The 22,819-nt window shown below is 48.7% G+C and carries 16 protein-coding genes; 4 read left to right on the top strand and 12 right to left on the bottom strand.

Features of this window, described 5'->3' with window-relative positions:
• Positions 1–106: 106 nt before the first annotated feature.
• The 4 genes from glgB to BQ7367_RS04735 all read right to left on the bottom strand — a co-directional run bounded on the left by glgB (position 107) and on the right by BQ7367_RS04735 (position 6,112).
• The gene (glgB, locus tag BQ7367_RS04750) at positions 107–2,029 is read right to left on the bottom strand and encodes a 1,4-alpha-glucan branching protein GlgB (RefSeq protein ID WP_072524427.1); all 1,923 of its coding nucleotides are present in this window, start codon (positions 2,027–2,029) and stop codon (positions 107–109) included.
• 84 nt (positions 2,030–2,113) lie between these two features.
• Complete coding sequence (locus BQ7367_RS04745) at positions 2,114–2,728, bottom strand: epoxyqueuosine reductase (RefSeq protein ID WP_072524426.1); 615 nt, start codon at positions 2,726–2,728, stop codon at positions 2,114–2,116.
• Positions 2,667–3,032, bottom strand: coding sequence for a hypothetical protein (locus BQ7367_RS04740; RefSeq protein ID WP_143142958.1), 366 nt, complete (start codon positions 3,030–3,032; stop codon positions 2,667–2,669). The genes BQ7367_RS04745 and BQ7367_RS04740 overlap by 62 nt, the downstream gene beginning before the upstream one ends.
• A gap of 71 nt (positions 3,033–3,103) precedes the next feature.
• The gene (locus tag BQ7367_RS04735) at positions 3,104–6,112 is read right to left on the bottom strand and encodes a hypothetical protein (protein ID WP_235837550.1); all 3,009 of its coding nucleotides are present in this window, start codon (positions 6,110–6,112) and stop codon (positions 3,104–3,106) included.
• 1,070 nt (positions 6,113–7,182) lie between these two features.
• Here BQ7367_RS04735 and BQ7367_RS04730 point away from each other — a divergent pair.
• From BQ7367_RS04730 to BQ7367_RS04720, 3 genes are read left to right on the top strand one after another with little or no spacing between them, the layout of a single operon-like run.
• The gene (locus BQ7367_RS04730; RefSeq protein WP_083588875.1) at positions 7,183–9,903 is read left to right on the top strand and encodes a YfhO family protein; all 2,721 of its coding nucleotides are present in this window, start codon (positions 7,183–7,185) and stop codon (positions 9,901–9,903) included.
• Between the two features lie 23 nt (positions 9,904–9,926).
• Positions 9,927–10,337 carry a GtrA family protein gene (locus tag BQ7367_RS04725; RefSeq protein WP_072524423.1) on the top strand — a complete coding sequence of 137 codons (411 nt, stop codon included), beginning with the start codon at positions 9,927–9,929 and terminating at the stop codon, positions 10,335–10,337.
• Positions 10,334–11,059, top strand: coding sequence for a glycosyltransferase family 2 protein (locus BQ7367_RS04720; protein WP_083588874.1), 726 nt, complete (start codon positions 10,334–10,336; stop codon positions 11,057–11,059). Before BQ7367_RS04725 ends, BQ7367_RS04720 begins: the two co-directional genes overlap by 4 nt.
• Here BQ7367_RS04720 and treC read toward each other — a convergent pair.
• Positions 11,019–12,680: an alpha,alpha-phosphotrehalase gene (treC, locus tag BQ7367_RS04715; protein ID WP_072524422.1), complete on the bottom strand. Its 1,662-nt coding sequence runs from the start codon at positions 12,678–12,680 to the stop codon at positions 11,019–11,021. The genes BQ7367_RS04720 and treC overlap by 41 nt on opposite strands.
• A 114-nt stretch (positions 12,681–12,794) precedes the next feature.
• Positions 12,795–14,786, bottom strand: a complete 1,992-nt coding sequence (treP, locus tag BQ7367_RS04710) for a PTS system trehalose-specific EIIBC component (RefSeq protein WP_072524421.1) — start codon at positions 14,784–14,786, stop codon at positions 12,795–12,797.
• A gap of 246 nt (positions 14,787–15,032) precedes the next feature.
• On the opposite strand from treP, the gene treR reads away from it, so the two are divergent.
• A complete protein-coding gene (treR, locus tag BQ7367_RS04705) occupies positions 15,033–15,761 on the top strand; it encodes a trehalose operon repressor (RefSeq protein WP_072524420.1) in 729 nt (242 codons plus the stop codon).
• A 10-nt stretch (positions 15,762–15,771) separates the two neighbouring features.
• Here treR and pgmB read toward each other — a convergent pair whose 3' ends face one another.
• The 6 genes from pgmB to BQ7367_RS04675 form a co-directional block, all read right to left on the bottom strand.
• Positions 15,772–16,437 carry a beta-phosphoglucomutase gene (gene pgmB, locus BQ7367_RS04700; RefSeq protein ID WP_072526073.1) on the bottom strand — a complete coding sequence of 222 codons (666 nt, stop codon included), beginning with the start codon at positions 16,435–16,437 and terminating at the stop codon, positions 15,772–15,774.
• Positions 16,438–16,460: 23 nt separating this feature from the next.
• Complete coding sequence (locus BQ7367_RS04695; protein ID WP_072526072.1) at positions 16,461–18,149, bottom strand: glycoside hydrolase family 3 protein; 1,689 nt, start codon at positions 18,147–18,149, stop codon at positions 16,461–16,463.
• A 13-nt stretch (positions 18,150–18,162) separates the two neighbouring features.
• The gene (locus BQ7367_RS04690) at positions 18,163–19,182 is read right to left on the bottom strand and encodes an ABC transporter permease (RefSeq protein ID WP_072524419.1); all 1,020 of its coding nucleotides are present in this window, start codon (positions 19,180–19,182) and stop codon (positions 18,163–18,165) included.
• A gap of 12 nt (positions 19,183–19,194) precedes the next feature.
• Entirely contained in the window at positions 19,195–20,682 is a 1,488-nt protein-coding gene (locus BQ7367_RS04685) for a sugar ABC transporter ATP-binding protein (protein ID WP_072526071.1), read from the bottom strand.
• A 34-nt stretch (positions 20,683–20,716) separates the two neighbouring features.
• Entirely contained in the window at positions 20,717–21,718 is a 1,002-nt protein-coding gene (locus BQ7367_RS04680) for a sugar ABC transporter substrate-binding protein (RefSeq protein WP_072524418.1), read from the bottom strand.
• Between the two features lie 153 nt (positions 21,719–21,871).
• Positions 21,872–22,819 (bottom strand): sensor histidine kinase, encoded by a 948-nt coding sequence (locus BQ7367_RS04675; RefSeq protein WP_072524417.1) that lies wholly within the window; start codon positions 22,817–22,819, stop codon positions 21,872–21,874.

The raw sequence follows: 22,819 nt of genomic DNA, 5'->3' as shown, positions 1-22,819 counted from the left end.
AATTCTGATTTTTTATATAATTTTCTGATTTTATCTTAAAAAGGGGACAGGTACCTTTTAAAAGGTACACGTCCCCGTTCACACTTTTTTTACATTTTATTGATGATCAAAATTCAAACACTGCGACTCCATATGCCGGAAGTGGATATGCGATCGAGTATTTCTGTCCGTCACACTCCTGTTTTACAGGCTTATAGACCAGTGGCCGCTGCTCTCCCTTTCCACCGTATTTGGGATCATCACTGTTCAGTACAAGTTTATGCTGCTTTCTCCGCTGGACACCCACACGGTAATCCGGTCGTTCCATTGGTGTAAAGTTGCACACAAAGAGCAGGTTCTTTTTCTTGTCTTTTGAATGTCTGACAAAACTGTAGATGCTCCGGAATCCGTCATTGGCGTTGATCCATTCGAATCCCTCCGGATCGGTATCCAGCTCATACATCGCCTTATTTTTCTTATACAGGTGGAGCAGATCCCGGTACCAGTTCTGGATATACTGATGTTCCGGCTCCGCCAGAAGAAACCAATCCAGCTCCCGCTCCTCACTCCATTCACGCAGCTGCGCGAATTCCTGCCCCATAAAGAGAAGCTTCTTTCCGGGATGTCCTGTCATAAACGCGTATCCGACTTTTAAATTGGCAAATTTGTCAAACCCAAGCCCGGGCATCTTATTGATCATGGAACATTTCAGATGCACCACTTCATCATGAGACAATACCAGGATATAGTTTTCGCTGTATGCGTATGTCATGGCAAATGTCATCATATTGTGGGCGTTTTTCCTGAAATAGGGATCCAGTTTCATGTATTCGGTAAAGTCATGCATCCATCCCATATTCCACTTCAGGCTGAATCCAAGGCCATCATCTTCGGGCGCTCCGGTTACTTTCGGCCAGGCAGTGGATTCCTCCGCGATCATGACCGCGCCTTTATTTCTTCCCAAGACAACAGAATTGAGATGCTTGAAGAATTCTATGGCCTCCAGATTCTCATTCCCGCCATATTTATTGGCCACCCACTGTCCATCCTGCTTCCCGTAATCCAGATAGAGCATGGATGCCACCGCGTCCACCCGGAGCCCGTCCACATGAAAATGCTCGATCCAGAACAGCGCATTGGCAATGAGAAAATTCTTCACTTCCGGTTTCCCGTAATCAAAGATCTTTGTTCCCCAGTCCGGATGCTCTCCCTTTCTGGGATCCGCATACTCAAATGTAGGAGTCCCGTCAAAGTCAGCCAGTCCATGGGCATCTCTCGGAAAATGTGCCGGCACCCAGTCAAGGATCACGCCGATATTGTTCCGGTGCAGATAATTCACCATATAGGCAAAATCTTCCGGTGTTCCATAGCGGGATGTAGGCGCATAGTATCCTGTCACCTGATATCCCCAGGATCCGTCAAACGGATGCTCTGCTATCCCCATCAGTTCCACATGAGTATATCCCATGTCTTTTACATATTTTGTGATCGCTTCCGCGAACTCTCTGTATGTGTAAAATCCTTCGTCTTCCCGCCCCGGATGGCGCATCCAGGATCCCATGTGAACTTCATAAATAGACATGGGACTGACCCGGTTATCCCAGTTCTCCCTCGTCTTCATCCAGGCGTCGTCCGTCCACTTCAAGTGAGAAATATCCGTAACTCTGGAAGCTGTCCCCGGCCGCAGTTCCGCATAATTCGCGAACGGATCTGCCTTGAAGATCCGTTTCCCCTGCTGCGTCTCAATGCAGAATTTATACAGATCGCCTTCTTTCACGCCCGGTACAAAACATGTATAAATCCCCATCGGCTCCTGCCGTTCCATATAATCTGCCTCAAAATCCCAGTCATTAAAATCTCCCACAACGGCAACCCGGCGCGCGTTCGGAGCCCACACGGCAAAATAAACCCCTTCTTTGCCCCCGCGGACAGCTTTATGAGCTCCCATTTTTTCATAGATCTCATAATGATTTCCCTGTCCGAAAAGATACTGATCCAGCTCGCCGATCTCATATGGCTGCTTTTTTTTCTTTGTGTTCTTTTTTTCCATAAAGCCCACCTCGTCGCTCGATTTTTATATAGTAATATTATACTTGATAGAAGAGGAAAAGAAAAGCAGAAACCCTATTCCGTATTATGAATATTTTTTACATATTCCGGCCTGTGTATTCTTTAGAATGATCTCTGCTTCTTCCACTACTGCCTGGCAGGTTTCTTCTTTTACATGCTGTCTTAATGCACACATGGCATCGTCATCTCCTGTTTCCCCCAGTGCCCATACAACATGTTGCCGCACGATTTCATGAGGATTTGAAAGTTCTTTTATCAGATGGGGAACATACTCTGTATTTTTTGAATTTCCCATAGCGATCGCGGCGTTTCTCTGAAAATATTTTTTGTCTTTCAAATAGTGATACATAATCGGCCGGACACATTTTTCATAAAATCCCTCCGGCATATGCAGCAGCTTTTCAAGTGTAAATTCCTCGGCCATTTTCTCCAGCTTCTCATCTGCCGGATACAGATGGGTAAGTTTTTCTTTATTATGGGGACAGACTTCCTGACACACATCACATCCATGAATATGACACCCGAGTTCTGACCGTATATCTCTCGGTATAACCGGATCTATACGGCCTTCTCTTCTTATCCAGTTATTATATCCAATGCATTTTGCAGGATCCAGTTTATAAGGCGCATACAGGGCTTTCGTTGGGCAGGCGTTGATGCATGCTCTGCAGCCGTTCATATACCGGCGTCCCGGGCTGCGGAAGATAGCACCCGGACAGATACGCTCTCCCGATCATAGGAAGCAGTTTCTCAGGAAACGCGCACTGCGCATAGTCATATGCCAGGACCAGTACCGATCGGGCGCCGGGCAAAAGTTTCCGGGGATCCGCTCCTTTTTCGAATTTTTCCTTCCAGCAGTCATAGCCCTCTCGCAGATCCGCTTCTTCATGGGCCCGCTCAAATTTTTGTGCTGTCGTGATTCCAATCTTACAGAATCCGAGATGCCGGGCATATTCTTTTATCTCATCCGTCAGGCTCATCATGTATTCCTCTTTATGCAAACGGCAGCTGTTTCTTGCCGAAACACCTGCCGTTTATGTCTTGTCAGTTCTGGTCAGATATTAAAATCTTTCTCCGACAGAAGGATCCTGTCCGCGTCATCTGTATTTTTCCTTAATACGCGCTTTACAAGTTTTTTGGCGGACGCTTTTTGTGAATGCTGGATCGCTCCGTCCATAATCTCCTTCACCTCAGCGACTGTCACCGCATGGTCTTCTCTCTGGAGAGAATCGATCCTGCTGTAAAGCGCCAGGATTCCCATCTCGTCGATGCGATAGCCGTTCTCCTGAGCATAAGTCTGGCCGAATGTAACCAGCTCATCATTGATGAAGATCGGAATTTCCAGACGGGATGTAAACTTTCTTCTGAATTCTCTATTGGAAGACAAAAGTCTGTCAAGAGGCTTTCTCTGTTCCTCCAGTACGATCAGCAGTTCCCCGGTATCCTTTTCCATTGCTTTATTCAGACGGGCAACTGTCTTTTCATTCATCTTGCCGGCCTTCTCGATAATAAGGGCTCCGCCGTACAATTTGTCAAAAATATCGCTCATCTTCTTCTTGTTCAGGGAATCTCCGGTAACGATCGCCACCTTACCCTGACGAATATTACGCTGTTTCTGGATTGCTTTCACCACATCTACAGCCAGGACAGTCTTACCGTTTCCTTTATTTCCAATAATGAGCAGATTTCCTGATCTGGATGTACCTTCTCTGTTCGTACAGTTCTTGTCCTGTTCCAGAACATCAACCAGCTGTTCGCTCATTCCACGCACAGGCACAAAATATGAAAACAGTTTCTTCTGTTCTTCTGTAAGGCCCGCCCTCGTTCCGATGCCGCTCTGGGTTTCCAGTTCATAGCGTCCGTGTACAATAAATCCGGTATCAGACATGGACAGTGCGTCTGAAATTTCGTCCAGTGGAAGCGGCGCGGTCTTTCCAGTCGCGATCATCTTCGCTGTCTCTTTCCGACTCAGCGGAGTTGTAGCCGAAAGAATATCCATGTCGTCATCGTCATCATCCGGAATTTCTCTGTCATCCGGCCGTGCATGATCCGGATTCACACGAAACTCCTCATCCAGATCAGATACCGCGCCTTCCGGTTCTGCTTCATCTGTATCATCCTCTTCCAGATCTTCTTCCTCTTCAAAGAATTCCTCGTCTTCTTCATCGAAAAATTCTGAGTCATCCTCTTCCAATTCTTCTCCCTCATCGAAAAGCTCTGAGTCATCCTCTTCCAATTCTTCTCCCTCATCGAAAAGCTCTGAGTCATCCTCTTCCAATTCTTCTCCCTCATCGAGAAGTTCTGAGTCATCCTCTTCCAATTCTTCTCCCTCATCGAAAAGCTCTGAATCGTCGTCTTCCAGCTCTTCTTCCTCATCGAAGAATTCCTCTTCATCTTCTTCATCCAGGAATTCATCTTCATCTTCAAGGATATCGTCAATGCGCAGTTCTTCTGTCACTTTACCCATATTTTCGTGGGGCTCTTCTATTTTCTTCTTATCAGATTTCACTGTCGGCACCGGATGTTCCTCCTCCGGTGGAATCACTCCTTCGATTTCATCGATCATTCTCTGGATATCCGGGGGAAGAATCGGTTCTGCCGCTTTTTTCTCCACAGATCTGCTGTCTTCTGTTTCCTTCTCCGCGGCCTTATTATCACTGTCCTCATTCTCTTCTGCAACGGCTATCTCGCTGTCCGCAGCCTCTGCCGCAGCTTCCGGCTCTGTGGCATCCTCGATGATCGCCTCTTCTTTCGGCTCCACTTCCTCCATAATATCCTCTTCCTTCTCCGGTTCTCCTTCCCATCCGGTGAGGATATCTTCAAGGCTCATCTGCCCGGTGATCTGATCATCATCTTTATCCTCATCCGCAGCAGACTCTTCCGCAGCGCTTACCGGCGCTGCCTCTTCTGTTACATTGGCAGCCCCTTCATCCATATTTTCTCTGATTTCCTCTAACTCCTCAGCGTCTTCTGCACCGGTATCCACGGGCAGTGTATCCGGTGTGATCTCGGTCATCTCGCCGGAAGGCAATACTGATTTCTTTTTCTCATCCATGATCTGGGAAACGATATCCATATCTGCCACGGCCTCAATCTCCCCAATATCCTCCTGGAGATCCTGAAGCTCCGGTTCTTCTTCCTTTTCCGGATGTAACAGCTTTCTCAGTGCTTCGTCAAGCGGCATAGTATCGCCGATCTTTTTCTTTTCCTGCGTTCCGCTGCCATCTCCGCTTCTGTCTGTCTCTCCCGTTTCTGACCGGTACGCGCTTTGATCTTCTTCCCCGGTAACTCTGGAACTGTTTTCCCCACTTTCTCCTAATGCCAGAACGTCTGAAGTTTCCTCTGTCTCTTTTGATCCTTCCGCCTTTTTCTCGCCGTAAGTCACGATATCGGGCATCTCCTCTGTCTCTGAAGACAGCTTCTCATAGCGCCGGTCATACTTTTCCTGCTGCGACGGAGTCAGCGGTTTATACTGCATCTTCAGTTCCATCGCCTTGTATACATACTGGCCCTCACTGAACCAGAGGATCAGGTCATCACACTCCTCCAGACATTCCGCAGTCATACCCGCTTCCTGATACAGCTTTGCCAGCTCATAGGCCCACTCTTCAATATATTCAGATTTCTTGTACTCTTCCAGAGCCTCGATCTGCTGTTCTATCGGAGCCCTCTGAGCGCGGAGAATCTGGTATCTCAAAATATACTGATTCGGGTCCTTCGGCGCTACCTGCATAAAATCATCATAATAGTCAATTGCCTCATCTACATTGCCCGTTTTCAGAGCAAGCGTACACAGGCGGCTGATAATCTTCCTGCTCCCCTCCGCGCGGCGATAGGCAAGATTCAGTACCTCATAGCTTTTCTCATACTCTCTGTTCTTCTCATAAATGTCACTGACATTCGTCAACATCGCTGCATTACGCACTCTCTTCCAGTCGATCGTATCAGCGATCTCCGCGGCTTTCCTGTATGAACCCTCCTCCATAAGCTCAAGCATCTGTTCTGTCTTTAACTTATATTCGTACTTATCCACCGTATTCACCTCATCGAAAATATATTCCATCGGTCAGTCTCTGCCGCCTGAACCCTTCCGGACACAGGCCGATATTCTTTCAATAGTTTATCATATGAGCACTTCAATGTCAAAAAAATGCATCCTCAGTTGACGCTGAAGATGCATTTTAATTTTTATTTAATTTTTTCATTTTTCTTTTATATTTGAAATCGGAGACAATTACCAGATTCAGTTCCTGTGAGACCTCTGCCATCTGTTATCTGATCTGCGGTCGATTTATTAAGACCTGCTTATTAAATCTTTCCTCCTTCAATAACAAACTGAGGTTCATAGCAGCATCCTTTTGCTTTCTCTTCTGTCCACATTCCCGGTACCGTTTTATATTCTTAAAGAATATCCCCGGTTATTCTTCCTATAATCGTTTGTCCGTCGCAGTACCATAATCTGGTATTCCAACCGTCTACTGGATTATTCCTTCTATAACTCGATATCCTTTACTATAAAATGATATTCTACTCAATGTTTCTTTACACATCTTTCGAAATTCTGCTATATGTGGTATCTATATTCAATACGTCTGCAGATGTTAAATCTTTTTATCTTCATCCGGACTTCTCAACTCTCCGATCATTTTCATTTCATTCTGATTTTTCCGGATCCTTAATCTTCTCTACAGCAAAGGTCTCTTACATCACAGGAACTTCCATCTGCCGTACCACTGACATATTGATAAGAAACTGAAACTATACTGTCCATGGGACTAACCTCCTGTTGCCTTTTATTTTTAACCTAATCGAACAACTGGTTATTCTTCCGTCTGTTCTCTTAGATAAATATCCTTTCGAGACTTTTCTTAATCTCTTTTGGATGGTTATATAATAGCATCGCACCCGTTATTTGTCAACACATTTTTAAAATTTATTTTAAATAAATTTATTACTTAATTATTTTTTGTGAATTTTCTGATAATTTATATGGTCCATAGTGTCTTCCCGCGCTGTCACACACTATATTTATGTAGTGTGCTGAATATTGATAGACAATTCTGACTATGCTTTTAAGAATTGGGGGATATTTCTTAAAAATTCTTTAGATTCTCTTCGGCCGTTTATTAAGAAATGGGTACTACCCTTATATCTGCAAAAAACAGTACCCGTGTTCTTATGGACCTCCGGCGTTACAGAAAGGGAACTGACACTATGGACACGAATACAGAAAGATTCCACAAGAAACTCGAAACGATATTACGAAGTAAATACACATACCCTTTCCTCCTCATCGCACTTTTTATCCTCCTGATCCTGGCCGTTATCCCTGCCGGATCTGTATTTGGATCAAACACCGACTGGCTAAGCCAGCACGCATCTCTTGCTGAAACCATACGGGACGCCTGCCTGGATCAGCATACTCTTCTGCCATCCTGGATTCCTCTGTGCGGAGGCAGCAACGGATATCAGGTCGCGTATTATGGCTTTCTCCGCCCGGATATCCTCATCGGATGCCTGCTGCCCCGGATCCCCATGGTCACCATCCTCATCTGCTGCATGCTGGCTGTTTATCTTATCTCTGTCCTCCTCTGCTTTTTCTGGCTGAAAGGAGAAGGCGTCCGGCCGGTCCTTGCGTTTGGCGGAAGCGTCCTGTTCATGACTGCCGGCTGTCTCTTCCATATGCACCGCCAGGTCATGTTCGTTAATTACCTGCCGTTCCTGCTGCTTGCTTTTATTTGCGTCAGTAAAAAACGGATCCGATGGCTTCCTGTGTGCCTGTGCCTTATCTGCCTGAGCAGCTTCTACTTTTCCATAGCCGCTTTCGCCGCCGTAGCGTGGTACTGGTATCAAAAAGAAGGGGCCTCTTTCTGGAAAACATCCCTCTTCCGGAAATTTCTTCCTTCCGCAGTTGCGGCCGCCTGCATGTCAGCGGCTCTGCTCCTTCCCACCGCGCTGGTCCTGCTGGAGCACCGCGCGGATTCGTGCCGCTCTTCGCTGAAATTTGTGCTGGAACTCTTCGCCCCAAATCCGGTCATGAACAATCTGTTGTTCAACGAGTACGGCATGGGACTGACCTTTGTCTGCCTGTATGCCATCCTCGCCGGTCTGGCGCGAAAAAACTTCCGCAGAAACAGCATCCTTTTCCTGCTGTTTGGAGTCTTCGGCATTTTCTCCTGGATTTTGAACGGCACACTCTACGCCCGTCCCAAGATCCTGATCCCTTTTATGCCTCTGGTGATCCTCCACTGCACTCGCTTTTTCCAGGAAACTTTCGGGCGGGCGGCTGCCGGAAGAGAACATCCGCGCTCCGTCTGGCCTCTCTGGCCCTTTGCGGTGATCCTGCCGGTGGGACTCCTCTGGTTCAGCCAGAAGCAGTTTCCCTGGATCCTGGGGGAGGCAGGGGTCCTGCTGATCTTCTGCCTGATCCAGAGAGGTTCTGTCAGGCTTCCGAAGACCTCTTGCCTTGGCTGTTATATGCAAAGGCTGCTGGCAGGAACGGGTGCCTTCCTTCTTCTTCTGGCCGCTCCCGTGGGCCTGTATCTTACTACTTCCGGTACAGAAGACTGGGTCAGCGCCGATCAGGTCAATACCGTTCTTGCTGCCGGTCAGACAGAAGACCTGGATCTGGATCCTCTCTATCATTTCGACAGTCTGACAGAGCCTCTTGCCACCGGAAATGAACTGGTCCGTCCGGATATGCCCCGCAGCACCATGTATTCTTCCGTAATGAACCAGGCATACTCCTCGTTTTATTACGATACCCTGCAGACACCCATCCGGATCAACAACCGGGTGGCCCTGCTGATATCGGACAACCCCTTCTTATTCCATCTGCTGGGCGTCCGGTATCTGGAAACCACTAAGGACAACGTGCCTGCAGGCTATCACATCATCCAGGAGACCGACTCCGGTGTGATCGCCGAGAATGAACAAGTTCTGCCCTCCGCTTACTTTACCGAGGATCTCATTTCCCGCAAGGAATATGAATCTCTGTCCCCTGAGGAACAGCTGGATGCAGTTACAAGGATGACCGTGGTAGAGGACATGCCCGCTGATGTGGCTTACGCCCACCCCGCGTCCGCCAAAAATAACTCCGGCTTAAAATCATGGAATCCCTCTCTCACTCTGGCGTCCGGCCTGCCGGACGGACTTGACATCCGCCCGACGGAAGAAGGATATGAAGTCACAGCCCAAAAAACCTGCACGCTGGAACTTGCGGTTACGGATCCGGTCCCGCAGAATATCGTGCTCCTTCAGTTCAAGGTAAAGAATCTCACATGGGATCCTGTCGTCATCGATATTAACAATATCCGCAACAAACTGTCCGGAACCTTTGCGCCTTATCCCAACAGGAACCGGGATTTCCACTACCAGTTCAGCACAGACTCGGAAGAGGGAGTGACGCGGTTTTCCGTCACATTTTCCAAAGGGCACTATGATCTGAAGAACGTGACCTGGCACCTGTACGATCAGGCGGCATTTAAAGAGAAGCAGTATACTCCCCTTGATCTGGATACCAGGCAGACAGCAGACCAGGGATTTCAGGTCCTGTCCGGCACAGTTACAGCCAAAAATGACGGCCTCTTTGCCACTTCTGTTCCCATGCAGAACGGACTTCAGATCTATGTAGACGGAAAACCTGCCGACGCGGTCACAGTCAATGAAGCTTTTATCGGCGCCTTCCTGGAACAGGGGAGTCACCGGATCCTGATCACATTTTCACCGCCGGGGAAACTCCTGGGTTGCGTGGTCAGTTTGGCGTCCATAACCGGATATACCTGCTTCCTCCTGGCATCCTGTCTGAAAAAAGCGCGCCGGAAAGACGGCGCCAAAAGGGGAATATTTATATAAAAGTTATAAAGGAGTGAATTTTTATGAAGACAAAGAAAGAACTGATCGCTTACCTGCTAAGCGGCGGTATCACCACCGGAGTGAACTATCTGTTGTATGCCGGATTTATGTACCTGCATCTTCCATATCTGACTGCAAACAGCATTGCCTGGGCAGGCGCGGTACTGACTGCTTACATTCTCAACCGGCGCTGGGTATTCCGCTCGGAAAACCACGTCGTCCGGGAGCTGGCCTCATTTACGGCCATGCGGCTGCTCACGCTGCTTGCGGAAAACGCGCTGCTCTGGCTCCTGATCGGCAGACTGGGCCTTTTGCCTATCCCCGCAAAAGTTCTGGTGAGCATCGTCACTGTGAGCGGGAATTATGTGCTCTGTAAATACGGCGTCTTTAAAAGAAATACGCACTGCCGGGAAAGGAAGGTGATCCTGTCATGAAAGAAAAAGAAACCGTCAGAACAGAAAAAGAAACCTCTGTGGATCTCATCAGCATCATCGTACCATGCTACAACGAAGAAAAATCGCTGCCCGCGTTTTACCGTGCCACAGCAGAGGCTGTGGGCAAAATCCGGGGAGCAGACTGTGAGTTCATCTTTGTAGATGACGGGAGTCAGGACCGAACACCGCACATCCTCCAGGATCTCTCCCGGCCAGACAGCCGGTGCAGATTCCTTTCCTTTTCCAGGAATTTCGGAAAGGAAGCAGCCATGTACGCAGGCCTGCAGAATGCTTCCGGAGACTACTGTGTGTTCATGGACGCAGATCTGCAGCATCCGCCGGAACTGTTAAACGAGATGTACCACACGATAAAAGAGGACGGCTATGACTGCTGTGCCGGACTGAGAGAGGACCGCCAGGGCGAAAACCGGCTCCGCTCCTTTCTGTCCCGCTCCTTCTATCACATCATCGGAAAAACCTGCGGACTGGACATGGGCGACGGGAAGGGGGATTTCCGGATGATGAACCGGACAATGGCAGATTCTGTTCTGGAACTAAAAGAATACAACCGGTATATGAAGGGTATTTTTTCTTTCGTCGGCTTCGATACAAAATGGATCCCCTTCCACAACGTGGAGCGGACTGCCGGGCTCTGCTTTTGCTTTTATATGCGATCGATACCTATTGATACCATACCACTGTTTCATAAGGCCGCAGCGTGAGAACTCCGTCCTTCTGTTGTCCTGCCTCAGCATAATTGCACAGTACGGAGGTATATCCGCTCAGATCCGGAGCATCCGTCCACCGGCAATCTCTTCCATAGAAATTCGCCGTCACGATGAGTTCATGCCCTTCCCAGGATCTTCTGTAGGCAAAGAGCATCGGGTGACCTAAGGCCAGCGGCTCAATATCGCCGTAAGCGATCACATCCAGCTCTTTTCTAAGGCGGATCAATTTCTGATAGTAATGAAAAATAGAATCCTCATCCCGAAGCTGATCTGCCGCGTTGATCCGGGTATGATTCCCGTTCACCCCGATCCAGGGCTCCCTGCCGTCCGCGGAGGTAAAACCGGCGTATTTTGTACTATCCCACTGCATCGGAGTCCGCCCGTTATCCCGGGAATGGATCTGGATGATTCTCAGCGCGTCCGCCGGGGACAGACCTTTTTCCTGCAGGATCTGATAGTGGTTCAGACTTTCCACATCCCGGAACTGGCCGATCTCCGTAAAATCTGTATTGGTCATTCCCAGTTCCTCGCCCTGATATATATAGGGCGTGCCCCGCAGGCAGTGGATAACCGTGGCCAGCATCTTTGCGGACTCCTTCCAGTATTTTCCTTCATCTCCGAAGCGGGAGACGACCCGGGGCTGGTCATGATTGCACCAGAACACCGCATTCCAGGCATTGTGCTCTGCCATTTTCGTCTGCCACTCAAAAAGAATGCTCTTTAACTTCCCAAAATCCGCAGGTACCAGGACCCATTTCTCATTGCCCATGAAATCCACCTTCAGATGATGGAAACTGAATACCATAGACAGCTCCCCTGTGTCACAGCCGGCGTACCGGTAACAGTTCTCAATGGACGTGCTGGACATCTCTCCCACGGTTATGATCTCAGCGTCTGTCCCGAATGTCATGTCGTGGAGTTCTTTCAGATATTTGTGGATGTTCGGGCCGTCCGTGTAATATTTCCGCCCGTCGCCTGTGGGATCATCCCGGAATTCACCCTTGCTGACCAGGTTGACCACATCGAACCGGAATCCCTTCACTCCTTTATCCATCCAGAACTTCACGATCTTCCGGATCTCCCGACGTACATTTTCATTGTCCCAGTTCAGATCCGCCTGGGATATGTCAAAAAGATGCAGATAATACTCGTCGAATTTCTCTACATACTCCCAGGCGCTCCCGCCGAACTTGCTCTCCCAGTCTGTGGGCGCACTGCCGTTTGGCTTCCCTTTTTTAAAAAAGAAAAATTCTTTATAGTAAGGATCTCCCTCCATGGCTTTCCGGAACCATTCGTGGCGGGTGGACACATGATTAAAAACCATGTCGAACATCACCCTGATATCGCGCCGCCCTGCCTCGGCGATCAGCTCTTCCACGTCTTTCATAGTCCCGTAGGCAGGATCGATCTTATAATAATCTTCCACGTCATACCCGTTGTCGTTCTGAGGCGAGACAAAGAACGGAGTAAGCCAGATATAATCCACGCCCAGCTCCCCGAGATAATCCAGCTTCTCGATCACTCCCCTGAGATCACCTGTTCCATCCCCGTTCGTATCCCGGAAGGACTTCGGATAGATCTGGTAAACAACACTTTTTCTGAAATCTTGATTCATATTTCATCTGCCCTTTCTTTAATATGAAAAAACTGTGAAGGGGGACGTTCCCCTTTTCACAGGTGCCTGACCCCTTTTAAAAGGGGTCAGGCACCGTTCACACTTTTTTCACATTTATTTCCACGTTATGACTGCCGTCTCTCCGGCTTTTGTCTCTGTCCCTGTATGCATCGTAATATCTTTCGCGCTTCCTTCTCCGGTGACGATCAGCATGGTAGTGCACGGATGTCCCGCTGCCCGGATCTTCTCCGGATCAAACTCGATCAGCGGCTGTCCGGTCTTCACATGGTCGCCTTCTTTTACAAGAAGGCGGAATCCGTCACCGCCCATATCGACGGTATCTACTCCTACATGGATCAGCAGTTCCAGTCCGTTTGCCAGTGTCAGTCCACACGCATGTCCGGTATCTGCCATAACAACGGTCACCTCGCAGTCTGCCGGGGCTGTCACCACCGTGCCTGTGGGTTCGATGGCCACGCCGTCTCCCATGACCTTCTGGGAAAATACTTCATCCTGCACATCTGTAATCGGGATTACCTTCCCGTCCAGGATGGACTTCAGTTCTCCGGGAGCTTCTGCCGCACCGGCTTCCTCCGGAGTTTCTCCGGCCCGGGCACTCTCTTTCGCTTCATTCACCACGGATTTTTCTTCACCGGTCTTGGCCGGTCTTTCCGCTCCGAAACGGTCTGTCGCGGACAGGCGGACTCTTCCTACGATAAAAGTCAGCGTGAACGGGATTACGATGGCCACTGCCATGGCCAGCAGGAAGATCAGATAATATTTCGGCAGGATGGAAATGATCCCCGGAAGGCCTCCTACGCCGATGCTGAATGCCTCCACCCCGAATCCTACGGAGATCATTGCCGCAAAGGAAGATCCGATCATTCCGCAGATAAGAGGAAATACATATTTTAAGTTCACGCCAAAAAGCGCCGGCTCTGTCACCCCGAGATAACAGGAAATACATGCGGGCACGTTCACCTGCTGGGCACGTTCGTTTTTCTTCTGGAGCACGGACATTGCCAGCACACTGGAACCCTGCGCGATATTGGAAAGGGCGATCATGGGCCACAGGATCGTTGTCTTGGGCGGAATCGCCAGAAGCTGGGAATCCACGGCATTGGTCATGTGATGTAGTCCGGTCATGACAAGAGGCGCGTACAGCAGGCCGAAGATGGCCGCGAACACAAACCGGAAATCAGAGGTCAGTCCTGCGTAAACAGCATTTCCGATGGCATCTCCGATCCTCCATCCGATGGGACCTACAATTGTGTGGGCGATGATCACCGCCGGTACCAGAGAACAGAAAGGAACAACGATCATGCTGACCACTTCCGGACAGTGCTTCTTAAAGAATTTCTCCAGGTAGACAAGGACGAATCCCGCCATCATCGCAGCGATGACCTGTCCCTGATACCCGATCATCTGCACCTTCGCGAATCCAAAATCCCACACCGGAATATCAGCCGCCGGGGTAGAGGAAACACTGAATCCGTTCAGCAGCTGGGAGGATACCAGTGTCAGTCCCAGGATGATACCAAGGATCTGGGTAGTGCCCATCTTCTTCGTGATGGACCATACGATGCCCACCGGAAGCAGGTGGAACACCGCTTCGCCGATCAGCCACAGGAAGTTGTATGTTCCTTCCCAGAATTGTGAGATGTCAGCCAGACTCTGAGTCCCGTTGTTGAAGAAATTGATCTCGCCGATCACGTTCCTGAACCCCAGCACCAGACCGCCGCAGATCAGAGCCGGGATCAGAGGAGCGAAGATCTCGCCCAGCGTTCCCATAGCCTTCTGGAGCCAGTTCTGATTCGTCTTGGCCGCGGCCTTTACCGCGTCCTTGCTCACTCCCTCGATACCCGCGTAAGCAGTAAATTCGTTGTAAAACGCGGCCACATCATTTCCGATGATGACCTGGTACTGTCCTGCCTGCGTAAACGTCCCTTTTACGCCTGGCAGAGCTTCAATCTCCTTCTCCCTTGCCTTCCTGGCATCGACCAGGACAAACCGCATCCTCGTCATGCAGTGGGAGACTGCCTGGATGTTTTCTTTCCCTCCCACCAGCTCAAGCAGCTGCCTGACGTCGCTTTCATACTTTCCCATCGCTTCTCTTCCTTTCCTTTCTCATGTACGTTCTCCAGGTATATCCAGAACGTATCTGAATCCAGTGTTTCCAAAATCGCGTATTTCAGTCATGAATAAGTCTCAACTTGTTTGAACAACTTTAATATAGCATACTTGTTTAAACATGTCAACAAATTTTCAACTTTGTTATTTGTTAATTACTTGCATTTTTAGGCATGTATTTTTATAATAAAATTAAGATGTTTAAACAAGAGAGGAATCATTATGCCGAAAGCAAAATATGGACAGATCTATCGAGATTTAAAAGAAAAGATTGAGACTGGCTTTTATTCTTATCAGGAGATGCTCCCGTCAGAACATGGGCTGGTGCTGGAATATGACTGCTCCCGCAATACCGTACGCAGGGCGCTGGCAGAACTGACCGCTGAGGGCTACGTGCAGCCCATGCACGGCAAGGGGGTCCGGAATATCTTCCAGCCAGTGGAACAGGCCGCGTTTACCGTAGGCGGGATTGAATCCTTTAAAGAATCTGCCCGGCGGAATCACAGGGAGGCCTTCACAAAGATCCTCCAGTTCAGTGAGATCATCGCGGATCAGAGAGTGGCAAAACGTACCGGTTTTGAGCCCGGAGCCGAACTCTACTATATCCAGCGGCTCCGCTCACTGAACGGAACGCCGCTCATTCTTGACCACAATTATTTTCTGAAGGCACTGACCCCCGGACTTACACCGACGATCGCGTCCCGTTCTATATATGATTATCTCGAGGGGGAACTGGGGCTTGTGATCACCACCAGTAAAAGAACGCTCACTGTAGAGCGGGTGACTCAGCTGGACGAAAAATATATCGATCTGAATGACTATAACTGCATGGCCGTCATCACCAGCCAGACATTTGATGACAACGGCATGCAGTTTGAATATACACAGTCCAGGCACAGGCCGGACTACTTCCGGTTCCAGGATATTGCTTCAAGAAGGAAACCCATGTGACAGAAAATTTTTATCTCCACACCGGCTGTCCTGTACAGCCGACTATATTCAGAATATCCTTTATCCGGGAAAGATTATAATCTCCCAGTTTCTCCGCAGAGGCCTGTCCAACACATGCCACTTCCATACCTGCCTTGTGCCCTGCCTCTACGCCGGCCGCAGCGTCTTCCACTACCAGACAGTCCTGAGCAGGAAGCTTCAGGGCCTCTGCAGCCTTCTGAAACACCTCCGGATAGGGTTTCGAATATGTAATCTGTGTTCCGTCTACAACCGCCTGAAAAAACGTTCTCATGTCCAGACGCTCAAGGATCAGGGCTGTATTTTTGCTGGAGGAGCCCACAGCTAATCGATACCCGTCCTTCTGTAATCCCCGCAGTGTCTCATACACTCCCTCTGACGCGTCTTTTTTGCCGATGTTCTTCAGGTACTGCCTGTAGATCTGATTTTTTTCTTCTAAAATTTTCTTTTTCTCGCTTTCGGCCAAAGGCGGACCGGCATAATTTTCCAGGATAATCTCAAGACTTTCCTCCCTTGACACCCCGCGCAGGCGTTGATTGATCTGTTCATCAAAATATGCCGGCAGCCTGTCTGCGACCTGTTTCCAGGCTTTATAGTGATATTGATCTGTTGTGCAGAGTACTCCGTCCAGATCAAAAATGATTCCTTTCCATTTCATTTTCCGTTTTCCGCCTCTGTTCATTAAATCCTGCTGCCAAATTTTCCGCAAAACGGATCAACTGGTGAAATGCCTTTAAAGGAGCTTTTCCCCATGATCTTATTTACTGTCTCCTGAATGATCGTCTCCGACACATGATAAGTATTGATAATGGTCGGAATCATCGGGGCATCTACAAACCCATAAGGATTCCCAAGAGAAACAAGCAGGGTCGGAACTTCTTTTACATAGTATGGTCCCTCCTGGGCTACGGCGCCCTGCCACTGGATCCGAGCCGTAGTCTGGTAACTGGCATTAATCACATTGGAAAAATACATAATAACATCATATTTCTTTCTGATGAATTCTGTCGTCACTTCGGTTTCTTTCAGGTCCGCATGCTCAGGGTCATAAACATCCACAGAAAACCCGGCTCTTTCCAGCGCGTGGATGACCATTTCCCGGCAGCGGCTTCCTCCCGTAAATCCCGGCTTGTCTCCATTTACAAACAGCCAAACTCTTCTGTGAGTCTGAGGCGTAACCGGGAGGAGATGCTGCGTGTCTTTCACAAGAGTAATCGCCTTATCCGCACATTCCTTCGCCATTCTGAGAGCTTCATCTGTACACAGTTCTGCCTCATAAGTGTCTGATGTAAACTTTTTCTTTTTATGCAGACCCAGAGAGGCTTTCAGCGCGAGAACTCTCGTGACTGCCTCATTCAGACGTTCTTCACTTACTTCTCCTGTTTCTATGGCATTTTTCAGATAACTGATATCCTCACCCAGATTCTTCCCAAACAGGATCATGTCCACTCCTGCATTGATGGTCGCCGGTATAAGACGGCTGCGCTTCATCACCGTACAGTACCCCAGCATATTCGCGGCATCTGTCAGTACTACCCCGTTAAAATTCAGACGGCCCCGCAGGAGGCCCTGGATCAATTCTTTGGAACAGGAGGCCGGCATCATTTCACTTTCCTTTATTTCCGGATTGAAATATCGGGAATAGGCAGGCTGCAGGATATGTCCCGCCATCACCGTCTGGGCTCCCTGATCGATCAGTTCTTTATATATTTTCCCATAAGAGGCGTCCCACTCCTCACAACTTAAGTCATTCACGGAAGTTACAAGATGCTGGTCTCTTTCATCACATCCGTCACCGGGAAAGTGTTTGATCGATACGGCCAGACCATTGCTGTGGGCGCCTTTTATGTACGCGGCGCACATTTCCCGTACTGTTTCAGGATTACTTCCATAGGTTCTTGTATTTGTAATCGGATTTCTCCAGTTTCTGTCAATATCACATACCGGAGCAAAGGAGAGATTCACTCCTACCGCCTTTGCCTCCCGGGAACTGATCTCGCCAAGCCGGCGGGCCTGTTCTGTCTCACCGGCAGCCGCGATTTCCATCTGGCTGGCAAAATTTGTCCCTTCTAACACTGCGCCGCTGCCTCCGTTTTCCAGATTGGCAGCGATCAAAAGAGGAATTTTTGCTGCTGCCTGCAATTTATCGTTTCTCTCTTTCAGCTTCTTTGCATGATTTGGCCGGTACATAATCCCACCAATATGGTATTTTTCAGCCATTTCAAGAATGTCTTCGTCTCTGTCCGAAATCCCTATCGCAAGAAACAGCTGCCCTGCCTTTTCCTCCATCGTCATTGCTTTCAGGGTCGTCTCCACCCACACCACTTCTTCCTCCTCGAGAAAGAAGGGATTTCCTCTTAATTCTGTCATTGCATTCTCCGTTTCATTGTTCTGATTGTAATTTTTTAGCATTCCTGTCCACGTTTTCCCGTTCTACCGTCTTTGTCTTTACGATCTTGGACCGGGTATCCATGATCACAGCCAGGATGAGGACAGCGCCTTTGATCATATTCTGATAATTGCTGCTCAATCCCACCATTACAAGCCCCTGTGACAGTACACCGATAATCAGAACTCCGGTAACGACTCCGCTTGTCTTTCCGGTGCCTCCTGATATAGAAACTCCTCCCAGAACTGCCGCACTGATCACGTCATTTCCAATATTTGTTCCTGTATAAGGACTTCCCGAGAATGATCTGGACATCATGATAATTCCGGCTATCCCTGTCAGCAGACCGCAGAGGATACTGGCAATCATCTTCACTTTATTCACATTAATCCCGGAAAGTCTTGCCGTTTCATTATTGCCGCCCACCGCGAAAAAGTATCTTCCGAGATAAGTTTCATTCAGCACAAATGCCACAATCAGGGCCAGGACAGCAAAAATAATTACCGCTACCGGGATCCCCAGAATATAATATTGTCCAAGAAATTTGATACTGTCCGGTAATCCGTAGATCGTCGCTCCATCCGTAAGGATCAGGTTCAGTCCGTCCACCACCTGCATCATCGCGATAGATACGATCAGCATCGGGATCCCGAACTTCATGGAAACATACCCGGTGATCATACTGATTCCGATGCAGGCCAGAATGGCGATCAAGACCGCCGGCCAGATCGGCACTCCTTTCTGATACAGAAGCGCGCACAGCACTCCCGCAAACGCATAGATCTTTCCCACAGAAAAATCCAGATTGCCGGTAAGCATCAGGAACGAAACTCCCAGCGCCACCATTCCCATGGTCGCCACCTGCCTGACAATCGTCAGCAGATTATCCAGTGTAAAAAATGTAGAAGGCTCCATTACCGCAAAAATAATAATGATGATGACAAGGAGGATCTGTGCCACAAATTTTTTTGCGTAATACCCTATTTTATCTGATAACGTCATGCCTGTATTCATCTTCTTATCTCCTTACCTGCTGCCCGATGCCAGATCAAGCAGTTTTTCTTTATCGAAATCACCATCTTTGACTTCCCCCACGATCCTGCCCTCTGCAATAATAATAATGCGGTCCGACATGCCGATCAGCTCTTCAAAATCAGAGGAAACCATGATGATCGATCTTCCCTGTTCCACCAGTTCATGCATCAGCTGATAGATCTCAAATTTTGCGCCTACATCGATTCCTCTTGTAGGTTCATCAAATATCAAAATATCACTTTCCATGTCCAGCCATTTTGCCACGATCAATTTCTGCTGATTCCCGCCGGACAGATACTGCGCCTCCTTCTGCAGGTCCGGAGTCTTGATCTTCAGGCTTTTGATGTACTTCTCTACCTGTTTTCTTTCAAGAGTTTTGTTGATCTTCCCCTTCCGACAATATTTCCTGAGGCTGGACAAAGTAATATTGACCAGCACAGATTTATCCAGCAGCAGTCCTTTTGCCTTTCTGTCTTCCGGGAGCAGTCCGATGCCAAGACTGATCGCCTGATATGGCTGCCTGATATTTACAGATTTTCCATGGACAATCATCTCTCCCATGTCTTTTTTTACATCTCCAAACAGAACGCTCATCAGTTCTGTCCTTCCCGCTCCTACCAGGCCCGCAAAGCCAAGGATCTCGCCCCTGTGCAGCTGAAAACTGATATCGGTCACTCCATTCCCGCTCAGATGGCTCGTCTCCATGACTACCTCTTTAGAGGCACAGCATGTATGGGGATACTGAATATCCCCCAGACTCCTCCCGATCATCGCGCGGATCAATTCCGGGCGGGAAGTCATCTCTGTCTCCATCTCACATACATACTTCCCGTCCCGCATGACGACTACCCGGTCCGTGATCTCGAAAATCTCTTCCATCCGATGACTGATATACACAATGGACACCCCGTCCTTTTTCAGTTTTCTGATAATGGAGAACAGTGTGTCTACCTCTTTTATCGTAAGAGGCGCGGTAGGTTCATCCAGTATAAGGATCCGGGCTTTTAAGGAGACTGCCTTAGCGATCTCCACGATCTGCATCATCGCAGGGGACAGAGAGCTCACCAACGCCGTCGGATCAATAGAGACTCCAAAACTTTCAAAGATCCTCTCTGCTTCTTCTTTCATTTTTTTCTTGTCTACCAGGATTTTATTGCCGGGGAGATTCCCCATAAATATGTTCTCTACCACGGGCAGTTCCGGCACAAGAGTAAATTCCTGATATACCGCGCTGATCCCCATCTGTCTTGCCTGCGCCGGCGTTATTTCAGAATACGGCTGTCCGTCAATAATGATCCTGCCTGATGTAGGCACATTGGCACCGGTAATACATTTGACCAATGTAGATTTACCGGCGCCGTTTTCTCCCATCAGGGCGAGGATCTCGCCTTCATACAGATCCAGCGACACATCGGACAGAGCATTTACACCCGGATATACTTTACAGATATTACGGAATTCCAATACCTTTTTCTTCATGATTTTGTCCTTTTCCTCGCCTTGTTTTTCTGCTTTATTCTGTGATGTATTCTGATGCGTTTTCACGGTTAACCAGAGCGTACTCCGCCACTACATCCTCAGCCTCTCCACCGGACAGATAATTGCAGATCGATTCTCCAACTTTCGTCCCTACTGTCGTCGTGTCCGCAAAGACAGTGCTCCTTAATGTAGACTGGCCTCCCGCGATCGTACTGATTGCCTCACTGCTGCCGTCCAGCCCGCATACCATGATATCATCAGCTCCGATCCCGCTGCTCTCAAGAGTCTGCGCTACTGCCACACCCATCTCATCACTCTGGCAGAAGATCACCTTCACATCCGGATTGGCGGCCAGGATCGCCTCTGCCGTATTCATGGCATTTGTTGTGTCAGACGCATACTGGCTGTTGACAATATTTACATTTTTCCCCTGGACAAGGGTCTCCTCAAATTCTGCTTCCAGCGCTTCTTTGAAAACACCTGCTGTCGTATCCGGATTTGCCGCGTCTGCAAGCCAGATTGTAGCCATCTCACAGCCTTCATTTTCTGTTTCGTCTATATAATCTGTGATAGCCCCCGCGATCATTTCTGCCTCCGCCGCCGGATCTTCTACTACAAGCGCATCATAATTTTCCAGCAGGTCCGACCAGCCGATGATATAGATCCCCTGGTCCTGTGCTTCCTTGCAAATGTCCGCAAGTCCGGCCGGATTCATGGAATTGACAACAATTGCCTCACATCCTGCGTTGATCAGATTTTCCATTCCGGACAGTTCATTGTCAGCTGATGTCTGGGAATCTGATACGATCACTTCATACCCCTCTTTCTCCACCGCCGCGGACACCGAATCTATAATATCATTGCACCACTGCGATCCCGTACTTACCACCAGGATTCCTATGGAGCCACTGCCCTCCGCGCTGCTGCTGTCTCCTCCATTGTCCGCCTCTGCAGGGCTTTCTGATGAACATCCTGTCACTGCCATAAGACACATTGCCGCCGCAAGAAAGATTCCCGCGATTTTTTTCTTTTTCATTTTGTACCTCCTGTCTTTCTTCTAGCTTTTTTCTGTCTTAATTTTATCTTTCCCTGAGGCCGCTTATAATGTATCTATATTTAGAAAAAGGGCACATTTTTTATAAAAAAAGATCATTGCCGGACAGAATCTCTTCTGCATCGGCAATGACCTTTATACTCTGGTACGTGCTTCCTCGTAGAGTGGCAGACAGATGGAGACCTGCGTTCCCACATCCGGCACACTGCTCACCTTCAGTCCATACTCCTCTCCACAAAACATCTTAATCCTCTTATTTACATTAAACAGTCCGATCCCGCCCCTCTCCCGCATTTTCTCTTTCCGGCCGGATTCCTCTCCTGCTCCTTCTGCCAGCTTTTGATTCAGCCGGGCTGTCTCCTGCTGACTCATCCCACATCCGTTATCTTCTACAAAAATGTAAAAATCATCGTGGCGGATCTCCATCGCCACGGTTATGCATCCTCCGCTTCTTACGTCTTTAAGCCCGTGCCGGACAGCGTTTTCCACGATGGGCTGCAAAACAAATCTGGGGCAGGGCTCCAGCAGAAGCTGCTCCGGCGTACAGTTGATATCCTCCTGATACACAAACCTTCCGGGAAACCGGAGCTGCTGGAGCTGAATATACCTGGAGAGATAATCCAGCTCCGCATTGATCGTTACCATTTCTGCCTCATAATTTACGCTGTATTTAAACATCCGCGACAGTGCCTCTATCATATCGCTCAGCTGCCTGTTCCCGCCTTCCAGCGCGATCCCTCTGAATGTATCCAGTGTATTATAAAGAAAGTGGGGGTTTATCTGGCTTTCCAGTGCCAGAAGATGCTGCCTTTTCTGCTCCAGCTCAGCCTCTACTGCCTTTTTTTCTGACTCGGCTTTCTGCAGAAGAATCTGGCGGATCTGCTGCATACTTTTTACTGAGATCCGAATGATTACAAAAAGAATCCCGTAGCATGCCACAAGAAGGATCGCTGTAATCACATCCGGATCTTTCATAAAAAGAGCGGCTGTGACAAGCGCCTCGGCAGCCGCGCACAGCCAGAGCAGCCGGATCCTCTGCGTAGTATTGTCATTTTTCTCTTTCACGTTCATTTTTTCCGACAT

Source organism: Clostridium sp. Marseille-P3244 (assembly GCF_900120155.1).
GTDB lineage: Bacteria > Bacillota > Clostridia > Lachnospirales > Lachnospiraceae > Mediterraneibacter.
This window is presented reverse-complemented; position numbering and strand designations above follow the sequence as displayed.